The organism is Paenarthrobacter histidinolovorans (assembly GCF_014647595.1).
GTDB classification, from domain to species: Bacteria; Actinomycetota; Actinomycetes; order Actinomycetales; family Micrococcaceae; genus Arthrobacter; species Arthrobacter histidinolovorans.
The window spans coordinates 402,386-423,592 of the sequence record NZ_BMPM01000004.1; the positions used below are offsets into that span (position 1 = coordinate 402,386).

Sequence of the window (21,207 nt, forward strand, 5' to 3'; positions counted from 1 at the left end):
CCCGGTACTTCCGCAGGAGAAGCCATGACCAGCACGCAACAGCAGCCCCAACACCAAACCCAACTGCCGACGTCGGCAGAACTGGACGCCGCCGATCCCCTCGCCGCCCAGCGGGACGCCTTCTACACTCCCGACGCCGGGCAACTCACCTCTTATCTGGACGGCAACTCACTCGGACGCCCACTGAAGGCAACGGCAGCGAACCTTGCCTCCTTTGTGCACGACGCCTGGGGCAGCCGGCTCATCCGCGGCTGGGACGAACAGTGGATGGACGAGCCCACCCTGGTAGGCGACCGCATCGGTGAAGTGACTCTGGGAGCCGCACCCGGCCAGACCACAGTGGGTGATTCCACCTCTGTGATGCTTTACAAGATGATCCGCGCGGCCGTGGACGCCCAGCCCGGCAGGGACGAGATCATCATCGACCGGGACAACTTCCCCACCGACCGGTTCATCATTGAGGGAATCGCCAAGGAACGCGGGGCTACGATCAAGTGGATCGCCGCCAATCCCGCCAGCGGTGTCCGCGCCGCCGACCTCGACGGGCTCCTGGGTGAGCGAACCGCCGTCGTGGTCCTCAGCCACGTCGCCTACCGCTCCGGATACCTCGCCGACGCCAAGGGCATCACCGCCAAAGTCCACCAAGCCGGTGCGCTCATGCTGTGGGACCTCTGCCATTCCGTCGGATCCGTCCCACTGGAGCTGGACGCCTGGGGCGTCGACCTCGCCGTCGGCTGTACCTACAAGTACCTCAACGGCGGGCCGGGCTCACCGGCTTTTGCCTACGTCAACGCCTCACAGCAGGACCGTTTGCAGCAACCCATCTGGGGCTGGATGGGTGCCGACAATCCCTTCGGGATGACCGAGGCCTACCGTCCGGCACAAGGCATCCGCCGCTTCATCACGGGCACACCCCCGGTCCTGGCCATGCAACCGCTCAAGGACATGGTGGAACTCATCGCGTCCGTGGGCATGGACGCCGTCCGGGAAAAGTCCATCAAGCTCACTGAATACGCCATCGCGCTGTCCGAAGAACTCCTTGTGCCCCTCGGTGCAGAGATCGTCAGCCCGCGGGATCCGGCTGAGCGCGGCTCACACATCACCGTGGACCACCCCCTCTTCGCCGAGGTCACGGCCAGGCTCTGGGAAAAGGGAGTCATCCCCGACTTCCGGCCCCCGCATGGCCTGCGCATCGGCCTCTCCCCACTCAGCACCAGCTACGCCGAGGTCGAGCTGGGAGTGGCAGCCATCCGCGACGCCCTCACTGAACTGCTGTGAGCCCGAAATGAGCGCCGTCCTCGATGACATGGACTCCCGGCCCGGGAGCACCACATCATTGCTGCGCACTGTCATCGGCCTGTACTTGCGCGACGCCGGTGGATGGATGTCCACCAAGGACATTGTGGTGCTCATGGACGCCCTGGGGACATCGGCAACTGTCACGCGGACGGCACTGGGCCGCTTGCGGAAGAAGGACGTCCTGCTGCAGGAAACCCGGGACGGAGTTCCAGGATTCACCTTGACGGAAGGCGCAGCGACCATGCTGGCCCGCGGCGACCGTCGGATCTATAACCCCCGGACCATGTCGCCCACGGACCCGTGGTGCTTGATCTCGTTCTCCATCCCCGAGACCGAGCGTGAGAAGCGGCATCAACTGCGGCGCAGGCTGCATTGGATTGGCTGCGGGACGGTAGCGGCCGGTCTGTGGATCTGCCCGGACTCCCTCCGTGTGGAGGTGGAGGAAATATTGGCGGACCTGGAGCTGCGCGACTCGACCACGATCTTCGTGGCCGGGACACCCCTGGTGGGTGGCAGCCTCCGGGAAGCGGCATCCAAATGGTGGGACCTGGAAGCGGTGGCCGAACTCCACCGGGATTTCATCCGCGAGCACGCAGCTGCAGTCATTGGCGTCGAACCGGAGGTGGAGCCCGGCGCCACCGCATTTGCTGCCTACGTCCGGTGCATCGACCGGTGGCGGATCATTCCCTATCTGGACCCAGGGCTCCCGCCGTCATTCCTTCCCGAGGACTGGCCCGGAATGCAGGGTGCCGAATTGTTCACCAGGATAGTTGCGGCCTATGGACAGCCAAGCGCCGATTTCGTGCACAGGACCCTCCATCGCGTGGGCGTCTCCGCCTCTTCGTGAAGACGCCCACGCAGTGTGGGGACTGCCTCGGTCAGCTTTCAGCTTTTACCCTGGACACGAAACGGAACCTGTCTCCGCGGAAGGTACTGTGTGTCCACTCAACGGGTGTTCCTTGCCTGTCGCGCGCCAGCCGGTTGACCACCAGGAGGGGCGCACCCATTTCGATCCCCAATATCCTGACATCACCCGGGCCGGCCAAGGCTGTTTCGACCGTATCCTCGACCTCGGCAATGCTGATCCCATAAACGTCCCGGAGAGCCGCGTACAGCGAACCCGTCTTGGCCAGGCTGGCTTTGAACCGCGGAAGCTTTCCTGGAAGCCAGGCAATCTCGTGGGCCAGCGGGGCCCCCTCGATCAGCCTGATGCGTTCCAACCTGGTGACTTGGTCTCCCTCGGCCAGGCCCAGATGTGCAGCAACCTCAGGGCTTGCCTTGGTGACCTCCAGTGCCACCAGCGTGGAACCAGGGGTGAGTCCCTGCATCCGGGCGTCGTCGGAAAACGAGGTCAACTGCCTCACATGTGTCACCTTAGGTGGTGCGACGAAGGTGCCATGCCCTTGGATCCTGCCCAGCTTTCCCTCCGCGACAAGCTCGCTGATGGCCAGCCGGACGGTGGTGCGGGACGTCGCGTAGGTCTGCGCGAGCGCCCGCTCGGTGGGGATGAGCGTACCGGGCCGCAGCCCGGTGATGAAGGCAAGAATTTCAGTCTTGACCATGTAGTACTTAGGCGTTGCAGGCGTAGTGTCAGCGGACATACGGGACAAACTACCTGTAGACAAGGGGATTGGTCTATGCCAATCTTGAGGGGGCCAATCTTGGGTGGAGCAAAGGCCAATCCAAAGCAGCCTGGCCCTGGCTGGGCATGTTGGTCGGAGACGAAGGGACGTCACTTGGAGGAAATGCAGCAGTCCGCGGGCAGCGGCGGCACAAACCCCGCGCCGTTGGTCCTCGGGCTCCACATCGGTGGTTCAAAAACCCATGCGGTCCTCTCCGACGACGCCCGCCTTCCCGGGGTGGGCAATGATGCCCGGCTGGAGATCACCGAAGCACGCGCAAACCTTTCTTCCGTAGGGCACCAGGGCGCGGACGCAGTACTGCGGCGGATTGCTGCCCGTGTGGGCGGTGGTGTTGCAGCAGTCTGCGCGGGAGCGGCTGGAGCTGATACCCCCGCGAGCCGGGCTGTCCTGTCGGCTCTCCTCTCGGAACATTTTCCGGGAGCCAAAATCGAGGTGGTCCATGACACACGCATCATCCTCGCTGCGGCCGGCCTCGAAGCAGGCGTGGTTCTGGTGGCCGGAACCGGCTCGGTTGCCTGGGGCAGGAACCGTGAGGGTCGGGAAGCCCGCAGTGGAGGATACGGCTACCTGCTCGGCGACGAGGGTGGCGGATACTCAGTGGTCCGCGACGCCGTCCGCGAGGCCTTGCGGGAATACTACGCCGGACTTGAACCGGGCCCGCTGGTCCAGTCGTTGATGGCCGCCACGGCAAGCGTGGACGCCCTGCAGCTCATGGACTTTTTCTATGCCAAGCCGGAGCCCGACCATTGGGCGGGGCTTGCCCCGCTCGTCCTTGAATTGGCACGTGACGGGGACCCTGCAGCCTTGCGGATCCAGGCGGAGGCAGCCCACTCCCTGGCGTCCCTGGCCAGGCAGGTGCTGGGCGAACTCGGCTTGGACCTCCCCCTGGTGATGGCTGGGGCGTTACTGGTCAACCAGGACCAGCTTGCCGCGGCTGTAGCGCGGAAAGTGTCCATGGAAGATCCGTCGTTGGTCCGGATACTCCCCCAGGCGCCTGTTTTCGGGGCGGTCAAGCTTGCGCGTCAACTGATCCAGCAGTGATTAACCGTGGGTGATGCCCACAGCCAACGGGAGTAGTCTGGACTCATGCCTTTGATGTGCGGCGGCCGGTAACAATGACCCGGGCCAGGCAGCGGTGGCTGCCGGCGCTCTTGATAAGCCTTGTCTTCGGCATGGCGGTGCTGTTCGGTGCCGTGCAAGCGGGCGCAACCGGCTCCCTGCCGCCCAAGACGGCGGACGAGGTCCTGGCAATGATCGCGCATACGCAGGTTCGCGAGCTCTCCGGGACGTTGGAACAAACCGCGGAGCTGGGACTTCCCGGGATTACTGCAGCCGGCCCTGGGGTTGCTCCGGGAGCTGTGTCCGCCGTGGAGTTCCTGACAGGCTCGCACACCGCACGGGTTTACGTCGATGGCCCCTCGAAAGCGCGGCTGCAGATCCTGGACCGGATGGCTGAGCGTGACCTCGTGCTGAACGGAGGGGACGCGTGGTTCTATAACTCCTCGGACAACAGCGCTACGCACTGGAGCATCCCGCCGTCATTGATGACAGCTCCCACCGAGTCACGCGAAGCTGCCCCGCCCCGCCCCGGCCTCCCGACCCCCGAAGCCTTGGCGTCCCGCTTCCTGGCTGCCATTGACGCCAGCACCGAAGTGAGTGTGGGTGGCTCATCTTCGGTAGCCGGTCGCAGCGCCTATCGCCTCCTCCTGAACCCCCGGTCTGCCGCTACCTTGGTGGACTCCGTGGCCATTGATGTTGATTCCCAAACCGGCCTCCCCCTGGGCGTCGAAGTGAGGGCCAACGGCCAGTCCGAGCCTGCTTACGCACTGGCCTATACGCGGTTGGATCTGGCCGCACCGGACGCCTCACTGTTTGATTTCGTGCCGCCCCAGGGCGCCACTGTCAACGAAAAGGTGGTTCCCGCATCCCCGGTCCCATCCCGGCCGCTGCCCGCACCATCCGGCCCGGCCGACCAGCCACACCCGGGCCAGCCGCATGATGGTGCAACGGTCATAGGCTCTGGCTGGGACGCTGTGATCTCCCTCCCGGCCGGAACTGCGCCGGCCGGACTCTTGACCAGCCCGCAACTCGCGCAAGCGCTTCAGCCTGTATCAGGCGGCCACGCCCTGACGACATCGCTGATCAGCGTGCTGCTTCTCGACGACGGCCGCATCTATGCGGGTTTGGTGCCGGTGGAACGGCTTGAGTCGGCTGCGCTTCAGTCAAACGTCCCGGCCGAGTGACCGCCCCGTGACCGACCTTGGCGCCCGGGAAAGCCACACGGGCGGCATGTACAGCCTTGCCATCGAAACACATGGACTGGTGAAGCGTTTTGGCCACCGCCCGGCCGTCGACGGAATCGATTTGGCCGTTCCGCGTGGGTCGGTTTTTGGCTTCCTCGGACCCAACGGCTCAGGAAAGACCACCACCATCCGGTTGTTGCTTGGCCTGGCCACGGCGAACAGCGGGGACATCAGCGTCCTGGGTAAGGAGATGCCACGGTCCTTGGCCTCTGTGTTGCCGGACGTAGGTACTATGGTAGAGGGCCCCGGCTTTTATCCGTTCCTCACGGGTGCGGGAAACCTGATGCGCCTGGACTCGGCCGACCGCCATGCGCCGTCATCAACCCGGCGGCAACGTGTCCATGACGCCTTGGAACGTGTGGGACTTGGCCACGCATCCGGAAAGAAGGTCCGCGCCTACTCCTTGGGCATGAAACAGCGGCTCGGCCTGGCCAACGCGATGCTGCGGCCGCGTGAACTGCTTGTCCTGGACGAACCGACCAACGGACTCGATCCACAAGGCACACGTGAAGTCCGCGCCTTGGTTCGTTCACTCGCCGCAGGCGGTACAACAGTTTTTGTCTCGAGCCACCTGCTGGCCGAAGTCGGGCAGATGTGCACGCACGCAGGCATCATGAGCGCCGGCCGTCTGGTGGCGCAAGGACCACTGGACGAGCTGCGTTCCTCCGGGGAGTCGCACGTCCTCATCCACACGCCCGACGTCGGCAAGGCAGCAGGGGTCCTGTCGCGCCTGGGATTGGTCCCGGGTGATGCGACCGGTACAGGCATCCCAGGGAACGAGGCATCCGGGCGCGACGGTACGCTCACGGGCACCGGACTCAACGGCATGGCACCGGAGGCAATAGTGGCCGCCCTGGTCACAGGAGGCGTGCGTGTCCGCGGATTCACCGTGGAGAACGCCAGCCTGGAAGAACGCTTCGTGTCCCTGACCGGAGAGGGGTTCGACGTTGCCGGCTGAAACCGCTGCTGGTACTCCAATTGCCACCGCCCGTCCCCGAGCAGGGTGGGCACTCCTTGCCTCTGAACTGTCAGTACTTTTCCGCAGGCTCCGTACATGGGCCATGCTGATTGCCTTGGCCGCCGTGCCCATCCTGATCGCTGTAGCGGTGAAGTTGTCGTCGCGGCCAGCAACCCCCGGCCGGGGTCCGCTGTTCCTGGACAGGATTACCCAGAACGGGCTCTTCGTGGCCGTCACGGCGCTGGTGGTGTGCGTGCCTTTGTTCCTCCCACTCACCATAGGTGTGGTGGCAGGAGACACAATCGCAGGCGAAGCGAACCTGGGCACCTTGAGGTACCTGCTGTTGGCGCCGGCCGGACGCATTCGCCTGCTGCTGGTCAAATATGCCGGTACGATCGCCTTCTGTTGTGCTGCCACGGCAACGGTGGCAGCGTCAGGCGCCTTGGCCGGCGTCGTCCTTTTCCCTGTGGGTCCGGTGACCCTGCTGTCCGGCGACACTGTGAGCGTGGGTGAATCCGCCCTCCGGACCATGCTGATCGCTGCCTACATCACTGTGTCCCTGATGGGGTTGGGGGCGATTGGACTTCTGATCTCGACCTTCACTGACGCGCCGGTCGGCGCCATGGCGGCCACGATCGTCCTGTCCGTCACCTCCCAGGTGCTGGACAACCTGCCACAGTTGGACTGGCTGCATCCGTGGCTGTTCAGCCACCACTGGCTGGGATTTGCTGATCTGCTCAGGCAACCGATCGCCTGGACGTCGTTCGGGGAGAATGCGTTGCTGCAGTCCGCGTATATTGCGGTGTGCGGTGCCGCCGCCTATGCGAAATTCTTGAACAAGGACGTGTTGTCGTAGCTTTGTCGTAGGCTCTTTCCATGGCCAGATTCTTTGATGTGCACCCGGAAGACCCTCAACCACGCGCCATCGGCCAAGTGGTCAATATGCTGCGGGACGGCGGTCTGATCGCTTACCCTACCGACTCCTGCTACGCCTTGGGCGCCCAGATCGGAAACAGGGAAGCGCTGGATCGGATACGCACCATCCGGCAGCTCGACGGCAAGCACCATTTCACTCTTGTCTGCAAGGACTTCGCCCAGATGGGCCAGTTCGTCATGCTGGACAATGACATCTTCAGGAGCATCAAAGCCGTCACACCCGGCAGCTACACCTTCATCCTGCCGGCCACCAGGGAGGTTCCCAAGCGGCTGCTGCACCCCAAGAAGAAAACAGTCGGCGTCCGCATCCCGGATCACAAAGTGGTGCAGGCGCTTCTCGCCGAGCTGGGAGAGCCCTTGCTGTCCAGCACGCTCCTGCTGCCTGACGAGGAAGAACCGCTGACGCAAGGATGGGAGATCAAGGAGCGCCTGGACAACCAGGTGGACGGCGTGATCGATGCCGGGGACACCGGTTCGGAACCAACCACCGTGATCGATTTCTCGAGCGGGGTGGCCGAGGTGGTACGGCGCGGCACTGGCGATCCTTCACGCTTCGAATAGGAACACGAGCAGGGGCGTTCTGTCTGCGGCCTACTCGCCAGGCTTCCGCGCCCGGCTCGGCTGCACACGCATGGGTTCGCCGGGCATTTTGGGGAACTCGGGCGGGAACGGCATCTCGCCTTGGCCATTCCGGACATCACGTTCCCACCATGTGAGCAGCACATCAATGTCACCTGGATGATCGTGCATGGCTGCCCACGGATCGCCCACCTTCTTCAAACGGTCGGGAACGGTGGTGATGGTGTACTTTCCCGGGTCGGCGTTCTCCAGTTCCTCCCATGTCAAAGGGCAGGATACTTGTGCTGTCGGTACAGCCCGCGGGCTGTACGCGCCAGCGATGGTCCGGTCCCGGTTGGCCTGGTTGAAATCCACGAAGATCCGCGTTCCGCGCTCCTCCTTCCACCACGCCGTGGTGACCTTGTCCGGCATGCGGCGCTCCAGTTCGCGTCCGGCAGCGATCACGGCGTGGCGGACCTCGAGGAACTCGTGCTTGGGATGGATGGGCGCGTAAACATGCAGACCACGGTTACCCGATGTCTTGATGAACGCCGTCAAACCGGCCTCCTCCAAGACGGAGCGAAGCTCGATGGCAGCCGGAATGGCGTCGTCGAAATCTGTCCCTGGCTGGGGATCGAGATCAATTCTTAGTTGATCGGGGTTGTCGGGATCGTTGGCCCGGGACGCCCAGGGATGGAATACCACCGTGTTCATTTGTGCCGCCCACACGGCTGCCGCAGGTTCGTCGATGACCAACTGGGGGTGGGACCGCGCGCTGGGGTAGGTCACAGTGACGGCCCGAACGTAGTCCGGGGCGCCCTTGGGCGGGTTCTTGGAGAAGAACATCTCTCCGTCAATATTTCCTGAGTATCGTTGAAGGCTGACAGGCCTGTTGCCGTTGGCTGCGACAAATGGTTCGCCAACATCGATCAGGTAATTGGCGAGATCGAGTTTTGTCAGCCCCGCATCCGGCCACATGACCCGGCCAGGGCTGGAAATCCTGACTTCACGTGGGCCGTTCGGACCGGGCACGGTAACCGTGGTTGCTTCACTCGCCATGGGCACAAGCTACCCCGTAAAGGTGTGCCGCGTCAGCATCCGGCGCCGGATTTGCGTGGGTGTGTTTCATGGGTGGGCTCTTCTCCTGCCGTTCCTTTGGGTAATGATGTTCATATGCCCACCAACGAGACAGCAATGACCGTCGCCGTCGCTGACACCCACGTTTCCGCCCTTTATCTCCAGCCCGAACAAAGTTTTGCCACTCTGGTGGTGGCCCATGGCGCAGGGGCGGGGATGGAACACCCCTTCCTGCAGGGTTTCGCCTCAGCCATGGCGGACGAAGGTGTGGCCACACTCCGTTTCAACTTTCCCTACCGCGAAGCGGGGCGTCGGTTCCCGGACCGTCCGCCGCTTGCCATCGCCACATGGCGGGCTGTGATGGAGGTAGCTGCGGAGCTGTCGGACGGTAAACCCGTGTGGGCTGCAGGTAAATCGTTCGGTGGGCGGATGGCTTCCATGGCTGTGGCGGAAGGCATGCCCGCACAGGGACTCATCTACCTTGGCTACCCGCTGCATGCCCCGGGAAAACCGGAGAAGCTCCGCGATGAACACCTTTACGGAATAACCGTCCCGATGCTTTTCCTGCAGGGCACGCGGGATACGTTCGCCACGCCGGAAATCCTGGAAGGCGTGGTGTCCAGGATTGGCCCGACGGCGAAGCTGCAGTGGTGCGAGGGCGGTGACCATTCGTTCGCGGTCAAGGGAAAGAAGCGGACCGCGGCTGAAACTGGGGCGTCCCTGGCACCTGAGGTGGCTGCGTTCTTGACGGCTGGTGCTTGAATCCAGGTGCTTGAATCTACTTGGGCAGTGGTTCGTGGCGAAGGTACGACCTCCGGAAATGTCCTGTGCCCGCTGTGAGGGCACGAAGTTCGATGGCGTACCGGAGCAGCTCCTGGTCCGGCACCTCGGCGAGGATCTCCGTCCCCTCCCCTTCGATGGCGTTGGTGCCGTTCACCCGCCCCCGCCGCCCGGAGAGATCGCTCATGACAGCGCCGACGTAGTCGTCGGGAACGCTGATGACCACGGATGACACGGGTTCAAGGAGTTGGATTTTCGCGGCGGCAGCAGCCTCTCGCAGCGCCAAGGCGCCTGCCGCCTGGAATGCGGCATCGGAGGAGTCCACGCTGTGGGTCTTTCCACCCACCAGCGTTACTTTGATGTCCACCACCGGAAATCCTGCAGACACACCCTTGAGCATCTGGGCCCGGACACCCTTTTCCACGGATGTGACAAACGTACCCGGAATCGCCCCGCCAACGATCTTGTCCGTGAACGCGAAGCCCTCCCCGCGTGCCAGCGGCTCCACCTCAATGTCGCAGATGGCGAATTGGCCATGACCACCTGATTGCTTGACATGGCGGCCATGTCCGGCAGCCTTGCTGGCGAACGTCTCCCGCAGGGGCGTAATGATGTCCACGGTCTGCAGCTTCACGCCCTGGTTCCGCAAGCGGTCCATGATCACCTCGGCATGTGCTTCTCCCATGCACCAGAGGATGAGCTGATGGGTGTCCGGGTTGCGTTCAAGCCTCAGTGTCGGATCCGCGGCCGCCACCTTGCCTATGCTCTTGGCCAACGCATCCTCGTCACTTCGGGATGCTCCCTCCACGGCAATCGGCATCAAGGGTTCGGGCATGTTCCAGGTCTCGATCAGGAGCGGAGCTTCGCGGTCCGAGACGGTATCGCCTGTCTCGGCACTTGCCAGTTTGCTGATGGCACAGATGTCACCGGCGATGCACTCCGGCACGGCTTTGAGGGCGGATCCCACGGGGGAGTACAGGTGCGTGATGCGCTCGTCCGCGTCGTGGTCCTCATGGCCCCTGTCTGCCAGTCCCCTGCCGCCGATGTGGATGGAGGAATCCTCGCGCAGTGTTCCCGAGAAGACCCGGACCAGGCACACCCTGCCCAGGAAAGGATCCACAGTGGTCCGCACGACTTCGGCAGCGAGGCGGCCCGCGGGATCACACTGCAATGTCTTCAAGGACGAGCCATCGAGCGTCATGGCTGCAGGTGGCGTCCGTTCAAGGGGCGACGGCAAGGCATCGGTGAGCAAGGACATCAGTTCGGGCAACCCAAGGCCCGTTTCGGCCGACGTGGGCATGACCGGAAAGAAGCTGCCATGTGACACGGCGGTTTCCAGGTCGGTGATCAGGTCCGTCAGTGGCAGCTCTTCACCACCCAGGTACCTGTCCATGAGGGTTTCGTCTTCACTCTCGGCGATGATTCCCTCGATCAAAGGACCCCTGGCTTCCTCGACAGCCTGGTGGTCGCTGGACCCGTGCAGGACCCCTGTCAGGCTGCCCTTGCCTTCAACCGGGAGATACAGCGGGAGGACGGCGTCACCGAAGGCCTCACGGCTACGCTCGACGGCGGCACTGAAGTCTGCGCGGGGATGGTCCAGTTTGCTGATCACTACCGCACGGGGCAACCGGATCTTTTCGCACTCGCCCCACAGTGCGACGGTGGCGCCATCGATTCCCTCCACGGCGGAAACAACAAAAAGGGCTGCGTCGGCGGCCCTCAAACCAGCCCGCAATTCGCCGGTGAAGTCGGTGTAACCGGGTGTGTCGATCAGATTGACCTTGATGTCGCCAATGAGGATCGGTGCGACGGACAGGGTTACCGAGCGTTGTTGGTGGATGGCTGACGGATCGGCATCGCTGACTGTGGTGCCCTCGCTGATGGAGCCCATCCTGGTGATCGCTCCGGTGGCCGCGAGCAGTGCTTCGACCAGCATCGATTTACCTGAACCTGAATGCCCGACCAAAGCCACATTGCGTATTTGTGCGGGGTTCCGCGGCCCAGAAACCGCGCCGTTCCCCCCGCGCCTGACCTCATTCGCGCTGGGGCTCTCTTTTGCCGCTTCACGCGCGCCCTTTGCAGACATGGCATCTCCTGGATGTTCTCCCGCCACGGAGCCCGAACGCTTGTGGTTTCGAATCCAGAGCTCCGAATCTTTAAGAGGATTGGACACCCTGAGGCGACCACAGGGCAAGTGCCCGCAGCCCCTGAACCAAAGCCTGCGGCGTCGTACGTCCCCACCGCCACCTTTGCCGGCTAAATGGTGAGCAGCCCCCACAGCAACCAGGCTGACGTTGCCGCGCAGCCGGCAATGACGACCGTGAACCCGGAGAGCCACACAAACGCAGGCACTCCGGTGGTCCGGCCCAGGATGAAAGCGTCTGAGGATGCCAGCCGTTCACGCCGTCTTGCGTGGACGCCGGCGAGCTTGAAGAGGTCGCGCACCCCTCCTACGGACAGCGCTACTCCCAGGGCCAACACCACGTAGTTGACGATGGTTGGGGTGGCGAAAAGGAGCAGGACCTGGGCGATGACGGCGCTCACCAGGGCCACGAATATCCCAGTGAGGTTCCGCAGGAAGATCAGGGAGACCAGCAGGATCAAGGCCCCAACCGACATGGCGGCTCCCGACCGCCCGGCGCTGACCGCTGCGATCAGGCCCAGTCCCACGACGGCCGGTGCGGGATAACCCCAGAACCCGGACCACGCCGCACCGAAGGCGCTCCGGCCACTGCTGACCAAACGGCCGGAGTGATCGAGTCCGATCCGGAGTCCGTGGACGAATCTTCCTGTCATGAGTGCCGCGTAGGCGTGGCCCAGTTCATGGACGAAGGTGACGTAAAGGCCGAACCAACGCCACGTGGCGCGCGGAATGCTGAGGACCACAGCACAGGCGAGGATGCCAAGCAGGACAGGCAAGGGTACGGCAGTCGTGTGGACCTGGGTGAACCCGCGGACCACCGCTTCCCACCACGTTTGCAGAAAGTTCACTGAACCGTGGTCCGGAGCCGGGAATGCAGGCCCGCCATGAGGATTTCAAGTCCAAATTCGAACGCCGCCTCGCCGCGTTCGTCAGCAGGTCCTGCGTTGGCCAACGCACTGCTGAGTGTCGGGAATCCCTGCTGTGGAGGTGCCCAGACGACGTCGGGGGCCGCCAGATCCAAGGCGAAGCCCAACGCGAAGCTGTCGATGGTGGAAATCGCGGACAGCACATCCCGGCCGTGGAAACCGGCGGCTTCCAGGGCCAGTGCCAGGTCCTCGTAGAGCCCGAGCACCTGGTGGTCCTGGACAGTCTGCAGTACCAGCAGCGGCGCGAGCCTGGGATGCCGGGCAAAGGCGTCCCGGTAGCTGCGGACAATGGCGCGAAGGGCGGCCTCCCAATCCTGCTGGACGTCCAGTTCGTAGGTGCTCTCTGAGATGATGCGGCCGCGCATGAGTTCAAGGATCTCTTCCCGGCCGCTGACATGGTTGTAAATGGAGGACTGGCTGACGCCGATCCGTTTGGCCAGTTTGGGCAGACTGAAGTCCCCCGCCTCGTCCACCAACTCCAGGGCGGCGGAGACGAGTGCGTCGATGGATATCAGCGGGACCAGCGGGCGTGCCATACGGGTTACTCCATTCAGGGTTGATGTTACGACTCTAGCCAGAAGTTGGCCGATGGGTATTGTGCCGCGGATCACAAGCCCTTACGATAAACGAAAGCCTTTCGCTTAAGTCTTTGATTCCCCCGAAAATCCTCCCTCACCCCCCATAGGATCCCCATGTCTGATCTGGAAACCCGACCTCCGGCAGCCGATGCTGGAAACGGGCTCAAACGGAACGCCATCGGCACCGGCGGCATCGCCTTTCTGGTGATCTCCGCCGCTGCCCCACTCACCGTCATGGCCGGCGTGGCCCCCGTAGCCATTGGAATCGGGGGCATTGGCGCCCCCATGGGCTACGTCGTTGCCGGCGCCGTGCTGCTGGTGTTCGCCGTCGCGTTCATGGCGATGACCAAACACGTCAAGGCCGCCGGCGGCTTCTACACCTACATCACCCTGGCCATGGGCAAGACAGTGGGACTTGCCTCGGCAATCCTCGCCATCGTGTCCTACAACTGCCTGCAAATCGGGGTCTACGGGCTGTTCGCCGTGCAAACCCAGGCCATGCTTCGGACACTTTTCGGCCTGGACGTTCCCTGGCCTGTGGTGGCATTGGCCGCGATCGCAGCTGTATGGTTCCTCGGATACCGCGGCATCGACGTTGGCGCCAAAGTACTGGGGGTCATGCTCATCGCCGAGACCGCAATCCTCGCCATCATGGGCGTTGGTATCCTGGCCCGCGGTGGTGCAGAAGGTATCAGCTTCGCTTCCTTCTCCCCCGAACACGCCTTCACCCCGGGCGTCCTGGCCATTCTCGCCATCTGCTTCGCGGCGTTCATGGGCTTTGAATCAACGGTCCTGTACCGTCGCGAAGCCCGGGATCCGGACAAGTCGGTCCCCCGGGCTACCTACATCGCCGTAGGATTCATGTCCGTGTTCTACGCCTTCATTGTGTGGACTGTCATCCAGGCATACGGCAACGGAAACGTCGTGACCGCTGCCGGCGAACTGGCCGACGGGATGTTCTTCGCCACCATCAACCAGTACGTAGGACCCTGGGCCGAGACCGTCATGTACGTGTTGATCGTAACCAGCGTGTACGCCTCCCAGCTGGCCTTCCACAACGCCATCAACCGCTACGTCTACATGCTTGCCAAGGACGGCATCCTCCCTGCCTTCCTCGGCAGGACGCACCCCAAATACAAGTCACCGCACCGTGCAGGACAGATCCAGACGGTGCTGGCCGCCGTCGTCATCCTGATCTGTGCCATAGCCAATGCCGATCCGTACAAGCACCTGCTCATCTGGGTCAACACACCAGGCATTGTGGGGATTGTGGCATTGCAAGGCCTCGTGTCGGTGGCCGCGTTCATGTACCTCCGCCGGAATCCCACCGCGGTAACCAACCGGTTCCTCATCCCGGTGAGCGTTGCCTCCGCCGTCCTGCTCTTCGGGGTGGTGGCACTGATCGCCGTCAACATCGAACTGCTGACCTTTGCCGATGCCGCCACCAACGCCATCCTGCTGTCTGTTACACCCATCGTTTTCCTCGCAGGCCTGCTGATCGCCCGCCGCCTGCGCACTGCCCGCCCCAACGTCTTCGCCCGGATTGGAAGCTTTGAAACCCATGACTCCTGACCTCATCGTCCTCGCCGACACCATCCACACCCTCGACGAGCACCCCCACCATGAGCCGGTCCAAGCGGTCGCCGTCAGCCACGGCACGGTGACCGCCGTCGGAAGCCGCGCTGACGCCCAGGCTTGGCGTCAGGCGGGCACGCGCATGGTGGACCTCGGCAGTGCGACGCTTACCCCTGGCCTGGTCGACTGCCACATCCATCCGGTATTTGGCCTGGACCTCACGGTCGGTGTCGACCTTTCCGGCGCGTCGACGCTGGAGGAAGTCCGGTCGCTCCTCCGCGCCCAGGCAGCACACGACGACGACTGGTTGCGCGGCTGGGGCCTGAACCCGAACGCTTTCGGCACCGAACCTTTGCACCGCAACATGCTGGACGATGTCAGCGGCGGCAAACCAGCACTGATCCGGTTGTTTGACGGGCACTCGGCTGTAGCCAACAGCCGCGCCCTGGAGGTGGCAGGCGTCCATGGCAGGTACGGGTTCGAGCAGGCCTCGGAAGTGGTCTGCGACCCGGACGGGATCCCCACCGGCCTCCTGCTTGAAGCCGCCGCCATGGAGCTCGTGCAACGGCATATTCCCCAGGAGTCCTTCTCCAGGCGCAAGGCGAGGCTGGCCGGGCTGCTCCGTGATTTCGCAAGATCAGGACTCACGGGCGGCCACATCATGGACCACAGTGAAGAATCCTCGGCTCTCTTCCACGCGCTGGAGGCCGACTGCGACTTGCCGCTGCGGCTGCGCTCCGCACCGTGGTGCATGCCCGGCACCGGAGAAGACGACTGGAAGGAGCTCGCCCGCACCCTGGGTAAAGGCGGGCGCCGCTGGTCCGTTGAAGCCATCAAGCTCTTCGTGGATGGAACGGTGGACAACGGAACGGCCTGGCTCTACGAACCTGACCTGTACGGCGAATCCACGGTGCCCTTTTGGCCGCGGCCCGAAGAATACACAGCCGCCGTCCGCTACTTCGCCACCCGCGGAATCCCGACGGCGACCCACGCGATCGGTGACGCCGGAGTGCACCACGTGCTGGAGGCGCTGGAATCGCTTCGCGGTGTTGTTCCATCGGATGTCCTGCGCCGGACGGTGCACAGGATCGAGCACCTCGAAACCGTGCCCGACGAACTTGTAGCGCGCTTCAAAGACGCCGGCGTGGTGGCGAGCATGCAACCGAGCCATTGCACGCACTACTCGCTGGCAGACCACAGCGACAATTGGTCCACCAGGCTCGGTCCCGTACGGGCCGACCGGGCGTGGCGCTGCCGTGACCTCCGCGAAGCCGGTATTGTCCTGGGAATCGGCTCGGATTGGCCTATCGCCCCATTCCAGCCGTTGCCCATCATGGCGGACGCGCGCCTGCGTCGGCGCTCAGGCCACCCGGAGCAGGATCCCATTGCTCCAGCCCAGGCGCTCACGGCGCTTCAAGCGCTTGAGGGCTACACCTCCCACGCGGCAAAAGCTGCAGGACTATGGGATGTGTCGGGGTCCATCTCCGCAGGAAAGCGGGCGGACTTCACTGCTTTTGAGCTGGACCCACTCACTGCAGCGCCGGACGAGTTGGCCGCAAGCAGCGTCCTGGGAACGTTCGTGGACGGGGAAATCCAGTTCATGATGGACCGTACGGCCTAGCTGGCCGTTCTACATCCGGTTCTTGGTCCTGGCGGTAGCCAGCGCGGTCCACGGGTCTTCGGGCCAGGGATGCTTGGGATAACGTCCCCGCATCTCTGCCCGGACCTGTGCGTAGGGGCCCGACCAAAAAGACGTGAGATCGTCCGTGACGGCAAGGGGACGCCCTGCCGGGGACAAAAGGTGAAAGAGCACAGGCACCCTGCCGTCCACCAGCCGGGGCGTGCTGTCCCAGCCGAAACACTCCTGCAATTTGACCGCCACGACGGGGCGGCCGCCGTCGTCATCCACGTCCGGATAGTCAAGGCGCACCAGCGAACCGCTGGGGACCGCGAGGCGTTCGGGAACGAGAACATCCAAACGGCCGGCTTCCGGCCACGGAAGGAGGCGGCGCAACGGATCAGTGAGACTAATGGCGGTGGCAGCTGTGCCAGTGGCCATGGCCTCCAACTCAGGTGCCAACCACTCTTCCAACCTGGCCAGCAGGCCTGGTTCGGTGACATCAGGCCAAGGATCGCCGAGTTCCCGGTGGAGCAGCGCCAACCGCCGGCGCAACGCATCAGCGGTGCCCGACCAGTGCAGCATGGATAGTCCGTTTTTCCCCAGGGACCCGGCTACCGCTTGTCGTCCGGACCCGACACTGGGGCGGACCGGCGTCGAAGACAGTACGATCGCCCCAAGCCTGCGTTCCAAACGGGCGGTCACTCGACCTTGCTCAAAGCTGGCGTGCTCCTTCCCGGTCAGGAGGTGGGGAGCAGCGGCTTCGGCAAGTTCCGCCGAAAGCGGCGCGGCGGAGCGAATAACCGCACCCGTCCCCGCAGCGTCGCGGCCCTGTGCTCGTGAGACCTCAGCAACCGCCAACCAATCATGCCCTGTCAACGGGCTTCCGGCCGGCAGACCTGCCCGTGTACCCGAGGTCAGCAAATAACCCGCCGGACCGTCCCCCGGAACCCGTCTGGCCATACGATCCGGGAACGCCAGCGCCACCACGAAGCCAGGCGCCTCGCCCGCTGTGATGTGCCGGGCGTCGAGAGGTACGACGGCGGCCGCCTCCTGCCGCGCGATGACCTCCAACCGCTTCACCTCCCCGGCGAAACGCCGGGCAGCAGGATCTGACCCGGAACGCAGGTAACCCAGCAACTTGGTCAAGTCCGCGCCCGGCGCACGTTGCTCGCCGGCCACCAGCGCCACTGTCTCGGCCGCAACGCGTCGGCCAACAACTGCTGATCCGTCCAGCAACGCACGGGCCAGGCGGGGATCCGCGGGAATGCGCGAGAGGGTTTTGCCCAAGGGCGTGGCTGTTCCGTCCTCCATCACCGCGCCCAGTTCCCTGAGCACCTCCATGGCGTCATCGATGGCGGCGGAAGGCGGGGCATCCGGCAGCGCCAGCCCGAGGCCGCGGGGTGCACCCCAGCAACAGAGCACCAATGCCGCTCCGGTCAGGTCCGCGGCCAGGATCTCCGGGGTCTGGTGGGCAGGAGCGGAAGCAAAATCCCGTTGGTCGTAGCAGCGGATCACGGTGCCCGGTCCCTGCCGTGCCGCGCGGCCCGCACGCTGGTCCGCTGAGGCACGTGAACACGAAACAGTGACCAGCCCGGACATTCCGCGGCCCGCATCCCTGCGCGGTTCGCGGGACAGCCCGGAGTCGACAACCAATCGGACACCCGGAACGGTGAGTGAGGACTCAGCCAGGGACGTCGAGACGATAATTCGTGGTGCACCTCCCGGCTCCCGCCCGGAGACCGCGCGGTCCTGGGCTTCAGGTCCCACCTGGCCGTGCAACTCAAGAACCTCAACGTACCCGGACACCGCCGAACGCAGGCGGGAAGCGACGTCGGACACCTCACGGACGCCCGGAAGGAATACCAAGGCATCCACGTCGGCGTTGTGGACCAGGGCGGCTGCGTGGGCCTCTGCCGTGGTGCGGGCAACATGATCGAGGAAGGTGCGGGCCACTCCCCGATCATCCAAGCGGTGTTCCCGGGACGGGCGCCACTGAACGTTCAAAGGATGCAGCACGGAAGGACAGTCGACCACGGGAGCCGGCCCGCCGCCGTCGTCCGCATTACCCAAGTCGTCCGCATTACCCAGTAGGGCCGCGAACCGCCGGGCATCGAGGGTTGCCGACATGGCTACCAGCGAGAGATCCTCGCGGAGCTCACGGACCTCCGCGAGCATCCCTACCAGAAGATCAGATTCGAGGCCACGCTCGTGGACCTCGTCCAGGACCACCGCGTGGACGCCCTCCAGGCCGGGGTCGTTCAGGAGTCGCCGGACGAGTATGCCGGGAGTAACGAACTCCACCATCGTGTCCGGACCCGTCTTGCTCTCGCCCCGGACGGTGTATCCCACCTTGCTGCCAAGCCGGGTTCCGTCCAGGGAAGCGAGCCGCCGCGCGGCGGAACGTGCAGCCACCCGCCGGGGTTGGGTCACGACGACGCGTGGCTGCGCGGACTGCCGCTGTCCAATGAGGTTCGCCAGGAGCGGTGGCACCAACGTGGTCTTTCCCGTGCCTGGGGGTGCCTGCACAACCGCCGTGCCGCCGTCGCCCTGGTGAGACAGGGCCTCGGCGAGATTTGCGATGGAATCGGCGAAGACCAGTCCCCTGCCAATGGTGTCCAGTCTGAAAGTCACCCAACCATTGTCGCTGTTTTCTGTCAGCTTCCTGGCAGCGGAAAGGCCGCACCCCCATTGGAGGGCACGGCCTTTTCAAGGGTTTAACCTAGCCGATGGTGGAGGCGTCGATGACGAAACGGTAGCGGACGTCTGAAGCGAGAACGCGTTCGTAGGCGTCATTGATCTTGCTGGCCGGAATGAGCTCGATCTCGGCACCGAGTCCATGCTCAGCGCAGAAGTCCAACATTTCCTGGGTTTCGCGGATCCCACCGATAGCAGAACCGGCGAAACGCCGCCGGCCACCGATCAAGGCAAAAGCGTTCACCGGGAGCGGTTCTGCGGGGGCGCCGACATTCACAAGCGTTCCGTCGAGCGCCAGCAACTGAAGGTAGGCGCTGATGTCAATCGAGGCACTGACCGTGTTGATGATCAGGTCGAACGTACCGGCGAGCTGTTCGAAAGTAGCGGGATCGCTGGTGGCATAGTAGTGGTCCGCACCCAACTGGAGGCCGTCTTCCATCTTCTTCAGGGACTGCGAAAGAACCGTCACCTCAGCACCCATGGCGTGGGCAATTTTGACGCCCATGTGTCCCAGACCGCCCAGGCCGACAATGGCAACCTTCTTGCCCGGGCCCGCACCCCAGTGATGCAGCGGCGAAAAGGTAGTGATGCCGGCGCAGAGCAGCGGAGCAGCAACATCGAGGTCCAAGCCCTCCGGAATGGTCACCACGAAGTCTTCGTTCACTACAACGTTGCTGGAGTAGCCGCCCTGGGTGATGGTGCCGTCACGGTCCACCGCGCCGTAGGTACCCACGTTGCCCTTCAGGCAATACTGCTCTTCCCCGGCAAGGCAGTTCTTGCATTCCTTGCATGAGTTGACCATGCAACCGACGCCGACACGGTCGCCCACCTTGTGCTTGGTGACCTCGGCGCCAACCTCTGTAACGATGCCGGCAATTTCATGGCCCGGTACAAGAGGGTACTGCTGCGGACCCCAGTCACCACGAACGGTGTGGATGTCCGAATGGCAGATACCCGCGAACTTGATATCGATATGGACGTCGTTCGGGCCAACCTCGCGGCGTTCAATGGTGGTCAGGGTCAGGTCGCCCGTGGCCGAGGGTGAAGCAAATGCGGAAGCGGTAGGCATGTTTCTCCTGCGTGTCTGTCTTTAGTGGATGCTTCCATCTAACACGCTTTGCCTGAACGTAAGCAGTCACTGCTGTTACAGGTACTGACAGGGACCCTCTGTGTTCGCTGAACGTGCTGCGGTCAGGTCTCGGATTCATGCTCAAGATATGCGGGCTTCCTGACTCCTCAGCGGGTTTTTCTGCGGACTTTTCCACATAGGCCATGGAGGGTCTGACTGACGCTGCCGGGGAATGACAGGCTTTTTGCATGGAAACAAACGGGCAGGTTCTCAGTCGGCGGGGCAATCCGTCCGATCTGTCCGCCCGTTTGGGCAATTCATCATCCGGGCCATCAGGCTCCAGCGAACGGCCCTCGGGGAAACACAACAGTAGTACGTGGGAACAGGCGAAGTTGCACGATGTGGGTAGTGCGATAAGTATGCGGCCGTTATTGTCTCTTGATTCTTTTCTTGAGGATGCTTCGGAGGCGTTGGTCGGGCTGTGCAGTTCGGTCGCTTCGGAAGCTCAGTTGTTCGGCTTTGGGGACGCTGCGGAATTTGCTGGGCGGGTGGAGGAGATTTCGCGGCAGTTGGAGTATGTGCAGGTAGTCGCGGCCCATGCCGTGGAACGGACCCGGCGCGAGGCGCAGGCGCGGCAGTCCGGGGCTTCCGGGGCGTCCGGGGCGTCCGGGGCGCAGGAATGGCGGACGTGGTGGACCGAACCGGCCGGTGGCGCAGGTGGTGGTGCTGGTGGTGACGGGGCAGTCAGCGTGGAGGGCACGGCCGGGGTCAGGTCCGTTGACAGTGCGTCTGTGACAGGTGCTGCCGCTGCTGCGGCTGGGGCTGTGACTGGTTCTGTGAGTAGTTCTGTGGCGGGTGCTGATTCGGCGGTGGCGGTTGGTGCTGGTGGCAGTGTTTTGGATGATGGGTACCGGAACGCGGCCGAGTTCCTGCGGGCCAGGCTGCGGATCGGCATCAGTGAAGCCCGGCGACGGCTCGCCCTCACAACCGACGTCCTGCCCGGGACAGGAATAACCGGCCACCACGTCCCGGCCCGGCGCGAACACC

The 21,207-nt window shown here is 63.9% G+C and carries 17 protein-coding genes and 1 pseudogene; 11 read left to right on the plus strand and 7 right to left on the minus strand.

The genetic code is table 11. From position 1 onward, the window contains the following. Positions 1–24: 24 nt before the first annotated feature. Together IEY62_RS12560 and IEY62_RS12565 are read left to right on the plus strand one after the other, a co-directional pair. A complete protein-coding gene (locus IEY62_RS12560) occupies positions 25–1,278 on the plus strand; it encodes a kynureninase (RefSeq protein WP_189018236.1) in 1,254 nt (417 codons plus the stop codon). Between the two features lie 7 nt (positions 1,279–1,285). Beyond that, the gene (locus IEY62_RS12565) at positions 1,286–2,146 is read left to right on the plus strand and encodes a PaaX family transcriptional regulator (protein ID WP_189018239.1); all 861 of its coding nucleotides are present in this window, start codon (positions 1,286–1,288) and stop codon (positions 2,144–2,146) included. Between the two features lie 31 nt (positions 2,147–2,177). Here IEY62_RS12565 and IEY62_RS12570 read toward each other — a convergent pair whose 3' ends face one another. Beyond that, positions 2,178–2,900, minus strand: coding sequence for a GntR family transcriptional regulator (locus IEY62_RS12570; RefSeq protein WP_189018243.1), 723 nt, complete (start codon positions 2,898–2,900; stop codon positions 2,178–2,180). A 144-nt stretch (positions 2,901–3,044) separates the two neighbouring features. On the opposite strand from IEY62_RS12570, the gene IEY62_RS12575 reads away from it, so the two are divergent. The 5 genes from IEY62_RS12575 (at position 3,045) to IEY62_RS12595 (ending at position 7,700) form a co-directional block, all read left to right on the plus strand. After that, positions 3,045–3,983 (plus strand): N-acetylglucosamine kinase, encoded by a 939-nt coding sequence (locus IEY62_RS12575; protein ID WP_189018338.1) that lies wholly within the window; start codon positions 3,045–3,047, stop codon positions 3,981–3,983. 74 nt (positions 3,984–4,057) lie between these two features. Further along, the gene (locus IEY62_RS12580; protein WP_189018246.1) at positions 4,058–5,185 is read left to right on the plus strand and encodes a LolA family protein; all 1,128 of its coding nucleotides are present in this window, start codon (positions 4,058–4,060) and stop codon (positions 5,183–5,185) included. A gap of 46 nt (positions 5,186–5,231) precedes the next feature. After that, positions 5,232–6,203 (plus strand): ABC transporter ATP-binding protein, encoded by a 972-nt coding sequence (locus tag IEY62_RS12585; RefSeq protein WP_189018341.1) that lies wholly within the window; start codon positions 5,232–5,234, stop codon positions 6,201–6,203. Beyond that, positions 6,193–7,059, plus strand: a complete 867-nt coding sequence (locus IEY62_RS12590; protein WP_189018249.1) for an ABC transporter permease — start codon at positions 6,193–6,195, stop codon at positions 7,057–7,059. Before IEY62_RS12585 ends, IEY62_RS12590 begins: the two co-directional genes overlap by 11 nt. 20 nt (positions 7,060–7,079) lie before the next feature. Beyond that, a complete protein-coding gene (locus IEY62_RS12595) occupies positions 7,080–7,700 on the plus strand; it encodes an L-threonylcarbamoyladenylate synthase (RefSeq protein WP_189018252.1) in 621 nt (206 codons plus the stop codon). A 30-nt stretch (positions 7,701–7,730) separates the two neighbouring features. Here the strand turns inward: IEY62_RS12595 and ligD are convergent, their stop codons facing one another. Further along, entirely contained in the window at positions 7,731–8,756 is a 1,026-nt protein-coding gene (ligD, locus tag IEY62_RS12600) for a non-homologous end-joining DNA ligase (RefSeq protein ID WP_189018255.1), read from the minus strand. A gap of 114 nt (positions 8,757–8,870) precedes the next feature. On the opposite strand from ligD, the gene IEY62_RS12605 reads away from it, so the two are divergent. Then, positions 8,871–9,536: an alpha/beta hydrolase family protein gene (locus IEY62_RS12605; RefSeq protein ID WP_189018258.1), complete on the plus strand. Its 666-nt coding sequence runs from the start codon at positions 8,871–8,873 to the stop codon at positions 9,534–9,536. A gap of 16 nt (positions 9,537–9,552) precedes the next feature. Here IEY62_RS12605 and IEY62_RS12610 read toward each other — a convergent pair whose 3' ends face one another. The 3 genes from IEY62_RS12610 to IEY62_RS12620 all read right to left on the minus strand — a co-directional run bounded on the left by IEY62_RS12610 (position 9,553) and on the right by IEY62_RS12620 (position 13,159). Beyond that, positions 9,553–11,640, minus strand: a complete 2,088-nt coding sequence (locus IEY62_RS12610) for an elongation factor G-like protein EF-G2 (RefSeq protein ID WP_189018261.1) — start codon at positions 11,638–11,640, stop codon at positions 9,553–9,555. Positions 11,641–11,810: 170 nt separating this feature from the next. Further along, positions 11,811–12,545 (minus strand): M50 family metallopeptidase, encoded by a 735-nt coding sequence (locus IEY62_RS12615; protein WP_189018264.1) that lies wholly within the window; start codon positions 12,543–12,545, stop codon positions 11,811–11,813. Further along, on the minus strand, positions 12,542–13,159 hold the full coding sequence (locus IEY62_RS12620; protein ID WP_189018267.1) for a TetR/AcrR family transcriptional regulator C-terminal domain-containing protein: 618 nt from the start codon (positions 13,157–13,159) through the stop codon (positions 12,542–12,544). The genes IEY62_RS12615 and IEY62_RS12620 overlap by 4 nt, the downstream gene beginning before the upstream one ends. A gap of 156 nt (positions 13,160–13,315) precedes the next feature. On the opposite strand from IEY62_RS12620, the gene IEY62_RS12625 reads away from it, so the two are divergent. Continuing rightward, on the plus strand, positions 13,316–14,773 hold the full coding sequence (locus tag IEY62_RS12625; protein ID WP_189018270.1) for an APC family permease: 1,458 nt from the start codon (positions 13,316–13,318) through the stop codon (positions 14,771–14,773). After that, positions 14,763–16,397: an amidohydrolase gene (locus IEY62_RS12630; RefSeq protein WP_189018273.1), complete on the plus strand. Its 1,635-nt coding sequence runs from the start codon at positions 14,763–14,765 to the stop codon at positions 16,395–16,397. The genes IEY62_RS12625 and IEY62_RS12630 overlap by 11 nt, the downstream gene beginning before the upstream one ends. Before the next feature lie 9 nt (positions 16,398–16,406). On the opposite strand, the gene hrpB is transcribed toward IEY62_RS12630, so the two are convergent. Together hrpB and IEY62_RS12640 are read right to left on the minus strand one after the other, a co-directional pair. Next, the gene (gene hrpB, locus IEY62_RS12635) at positions 16,407–19,028 is read right to left on the minus strand and encodes an ATP-dependent helicase HrpB (protein ID WP_189018276.1); all 2,622 of its coding nucleotides are present in this window, start codon (positions 19,026–19,028) and stop codon (positions 16,407–16,409) included. A gap of 88 nt (positions 19,029–19,116) precedes the next feature. After that, on the minus strand, positions 19,117–20,160 hold the full coding sequence (locus tag IEY62_RS12640) for an NAD(P)-dependent alcohol dehydrogenase (protein ID WP_189018279.1): 1,044 nt from the start codon (positions 20,158–20,160) through the stop codon (positions 19,117–19,119). A gap of 431 nt (positions 20,161–20,591) precedes the next feature. Here IEY62_RS12640 and IEY62_RS12645 point away from each other — a divergent pair. Beyond that, a pseudogene (locus IEY62_RS12645) lies at positions 20,592–21,207 on the plus strand (HNH endonuclease signature motif containing protein); the annotation flags it as partial.

Bases quoted from the DNA above. Each gene is read 5' to 3' on its own strand.
- IEY62_RS12560 (WP_189018236.1), top strand. From the start codon at position 25: ATGACCAGCACGCAACAGCAGCCCCAACACCAAACCCAACTGCCGACG.
- IEY62_RS12565 (WP_189018239.1), top strand. From the start codon at position 1,286: ATGAGCGCCGTCCTCGATGACATGGACTCCCGGCCCGGGAGCACCACA.
- IEY62_RS12570 (WP_189018243.1), bottom strand. From the start codon at position 2,900: ATGTCCGCTGACACTACGCCTGCAACGCCTAAGTACTACATGGTCAAG.
- IEY62_RS12575 (WP_189018338.1), top strand. From the start codon at position 3,045: ATGCAGCAGTCCGCGGGCAGCGGCGGCACAAACCCCGCGCCGTTGGTC.
- IEY62_RS12580 (WP_189018246.1), top strand. From the start codon at position 4,058: ATGACCCGGGCCAGGCAGCGGTGGCTGCCGGCGCTCTTGATAAGCCTT.
- IEY62_RS12585 (WP_189018341.1), top strand. From the start codon at position 5,232: ATGTACAGCCTTGCCATCGAAACACATGGACTGGTGAAGCGTTTTGGC.
- IEY62_RS12595 (WP_189018252.1), top strand. From the start codon at position 7,080: ATGGCCAGATTCTTTGATGTGCACCCGGAAGACCCTCAACCACGCGCC.
- ligD (WP_189018255.1), bottom strand. From the start codon at position 8,756: ATGGCGAGTGAAGCAACCACGGTTACCGTGCCCGGTCCGAACGGCCCA.
- IEY62_RS12605 (WP_189018258.1), top strand. From the start codon at position 8,871: ATGCCCACCAACGAGACAGCAATGACCGTCGCCGTCGCTGACACCCAC.
- IEY62_RS12610 (WP_189018261.1), bottom strand. From the start codon at position 11,640: ATGTCTGCAAAGGGCGCGCGTGAAGCGGCAAAAGAGAGCCCCAGCGCG.
- IEY62_RS12620 (WP_189018267.1), bottom strand. From the start codon at position 13,159: ATGGCACGCCCGCTGGTCCCGCTGATATCCATCGACGCACTCGTCTCC.
- IEY62_RS12625 (WP_189018270.1), top strand. From the start codon at position 13,316: ATGTCTGATCTGGAAACCCGACCTCCGGCAGCCGATGCTGGAAACGGG.
- IEY62_RS12630 (WP_189018273.1), top strand. From the start codon at position 14,763: ATGACTCCTGACCTCATCGTCCTCGCCGACACCATCCACACCCTCGAC.
- IEY62_RS12640 (WP_189018279.1), bottom strand. From the start codon at position 20,160: ATGCCTACCGCTTCCGCATTTGCTTCACCCTCGGCCACGGGCGACCTG.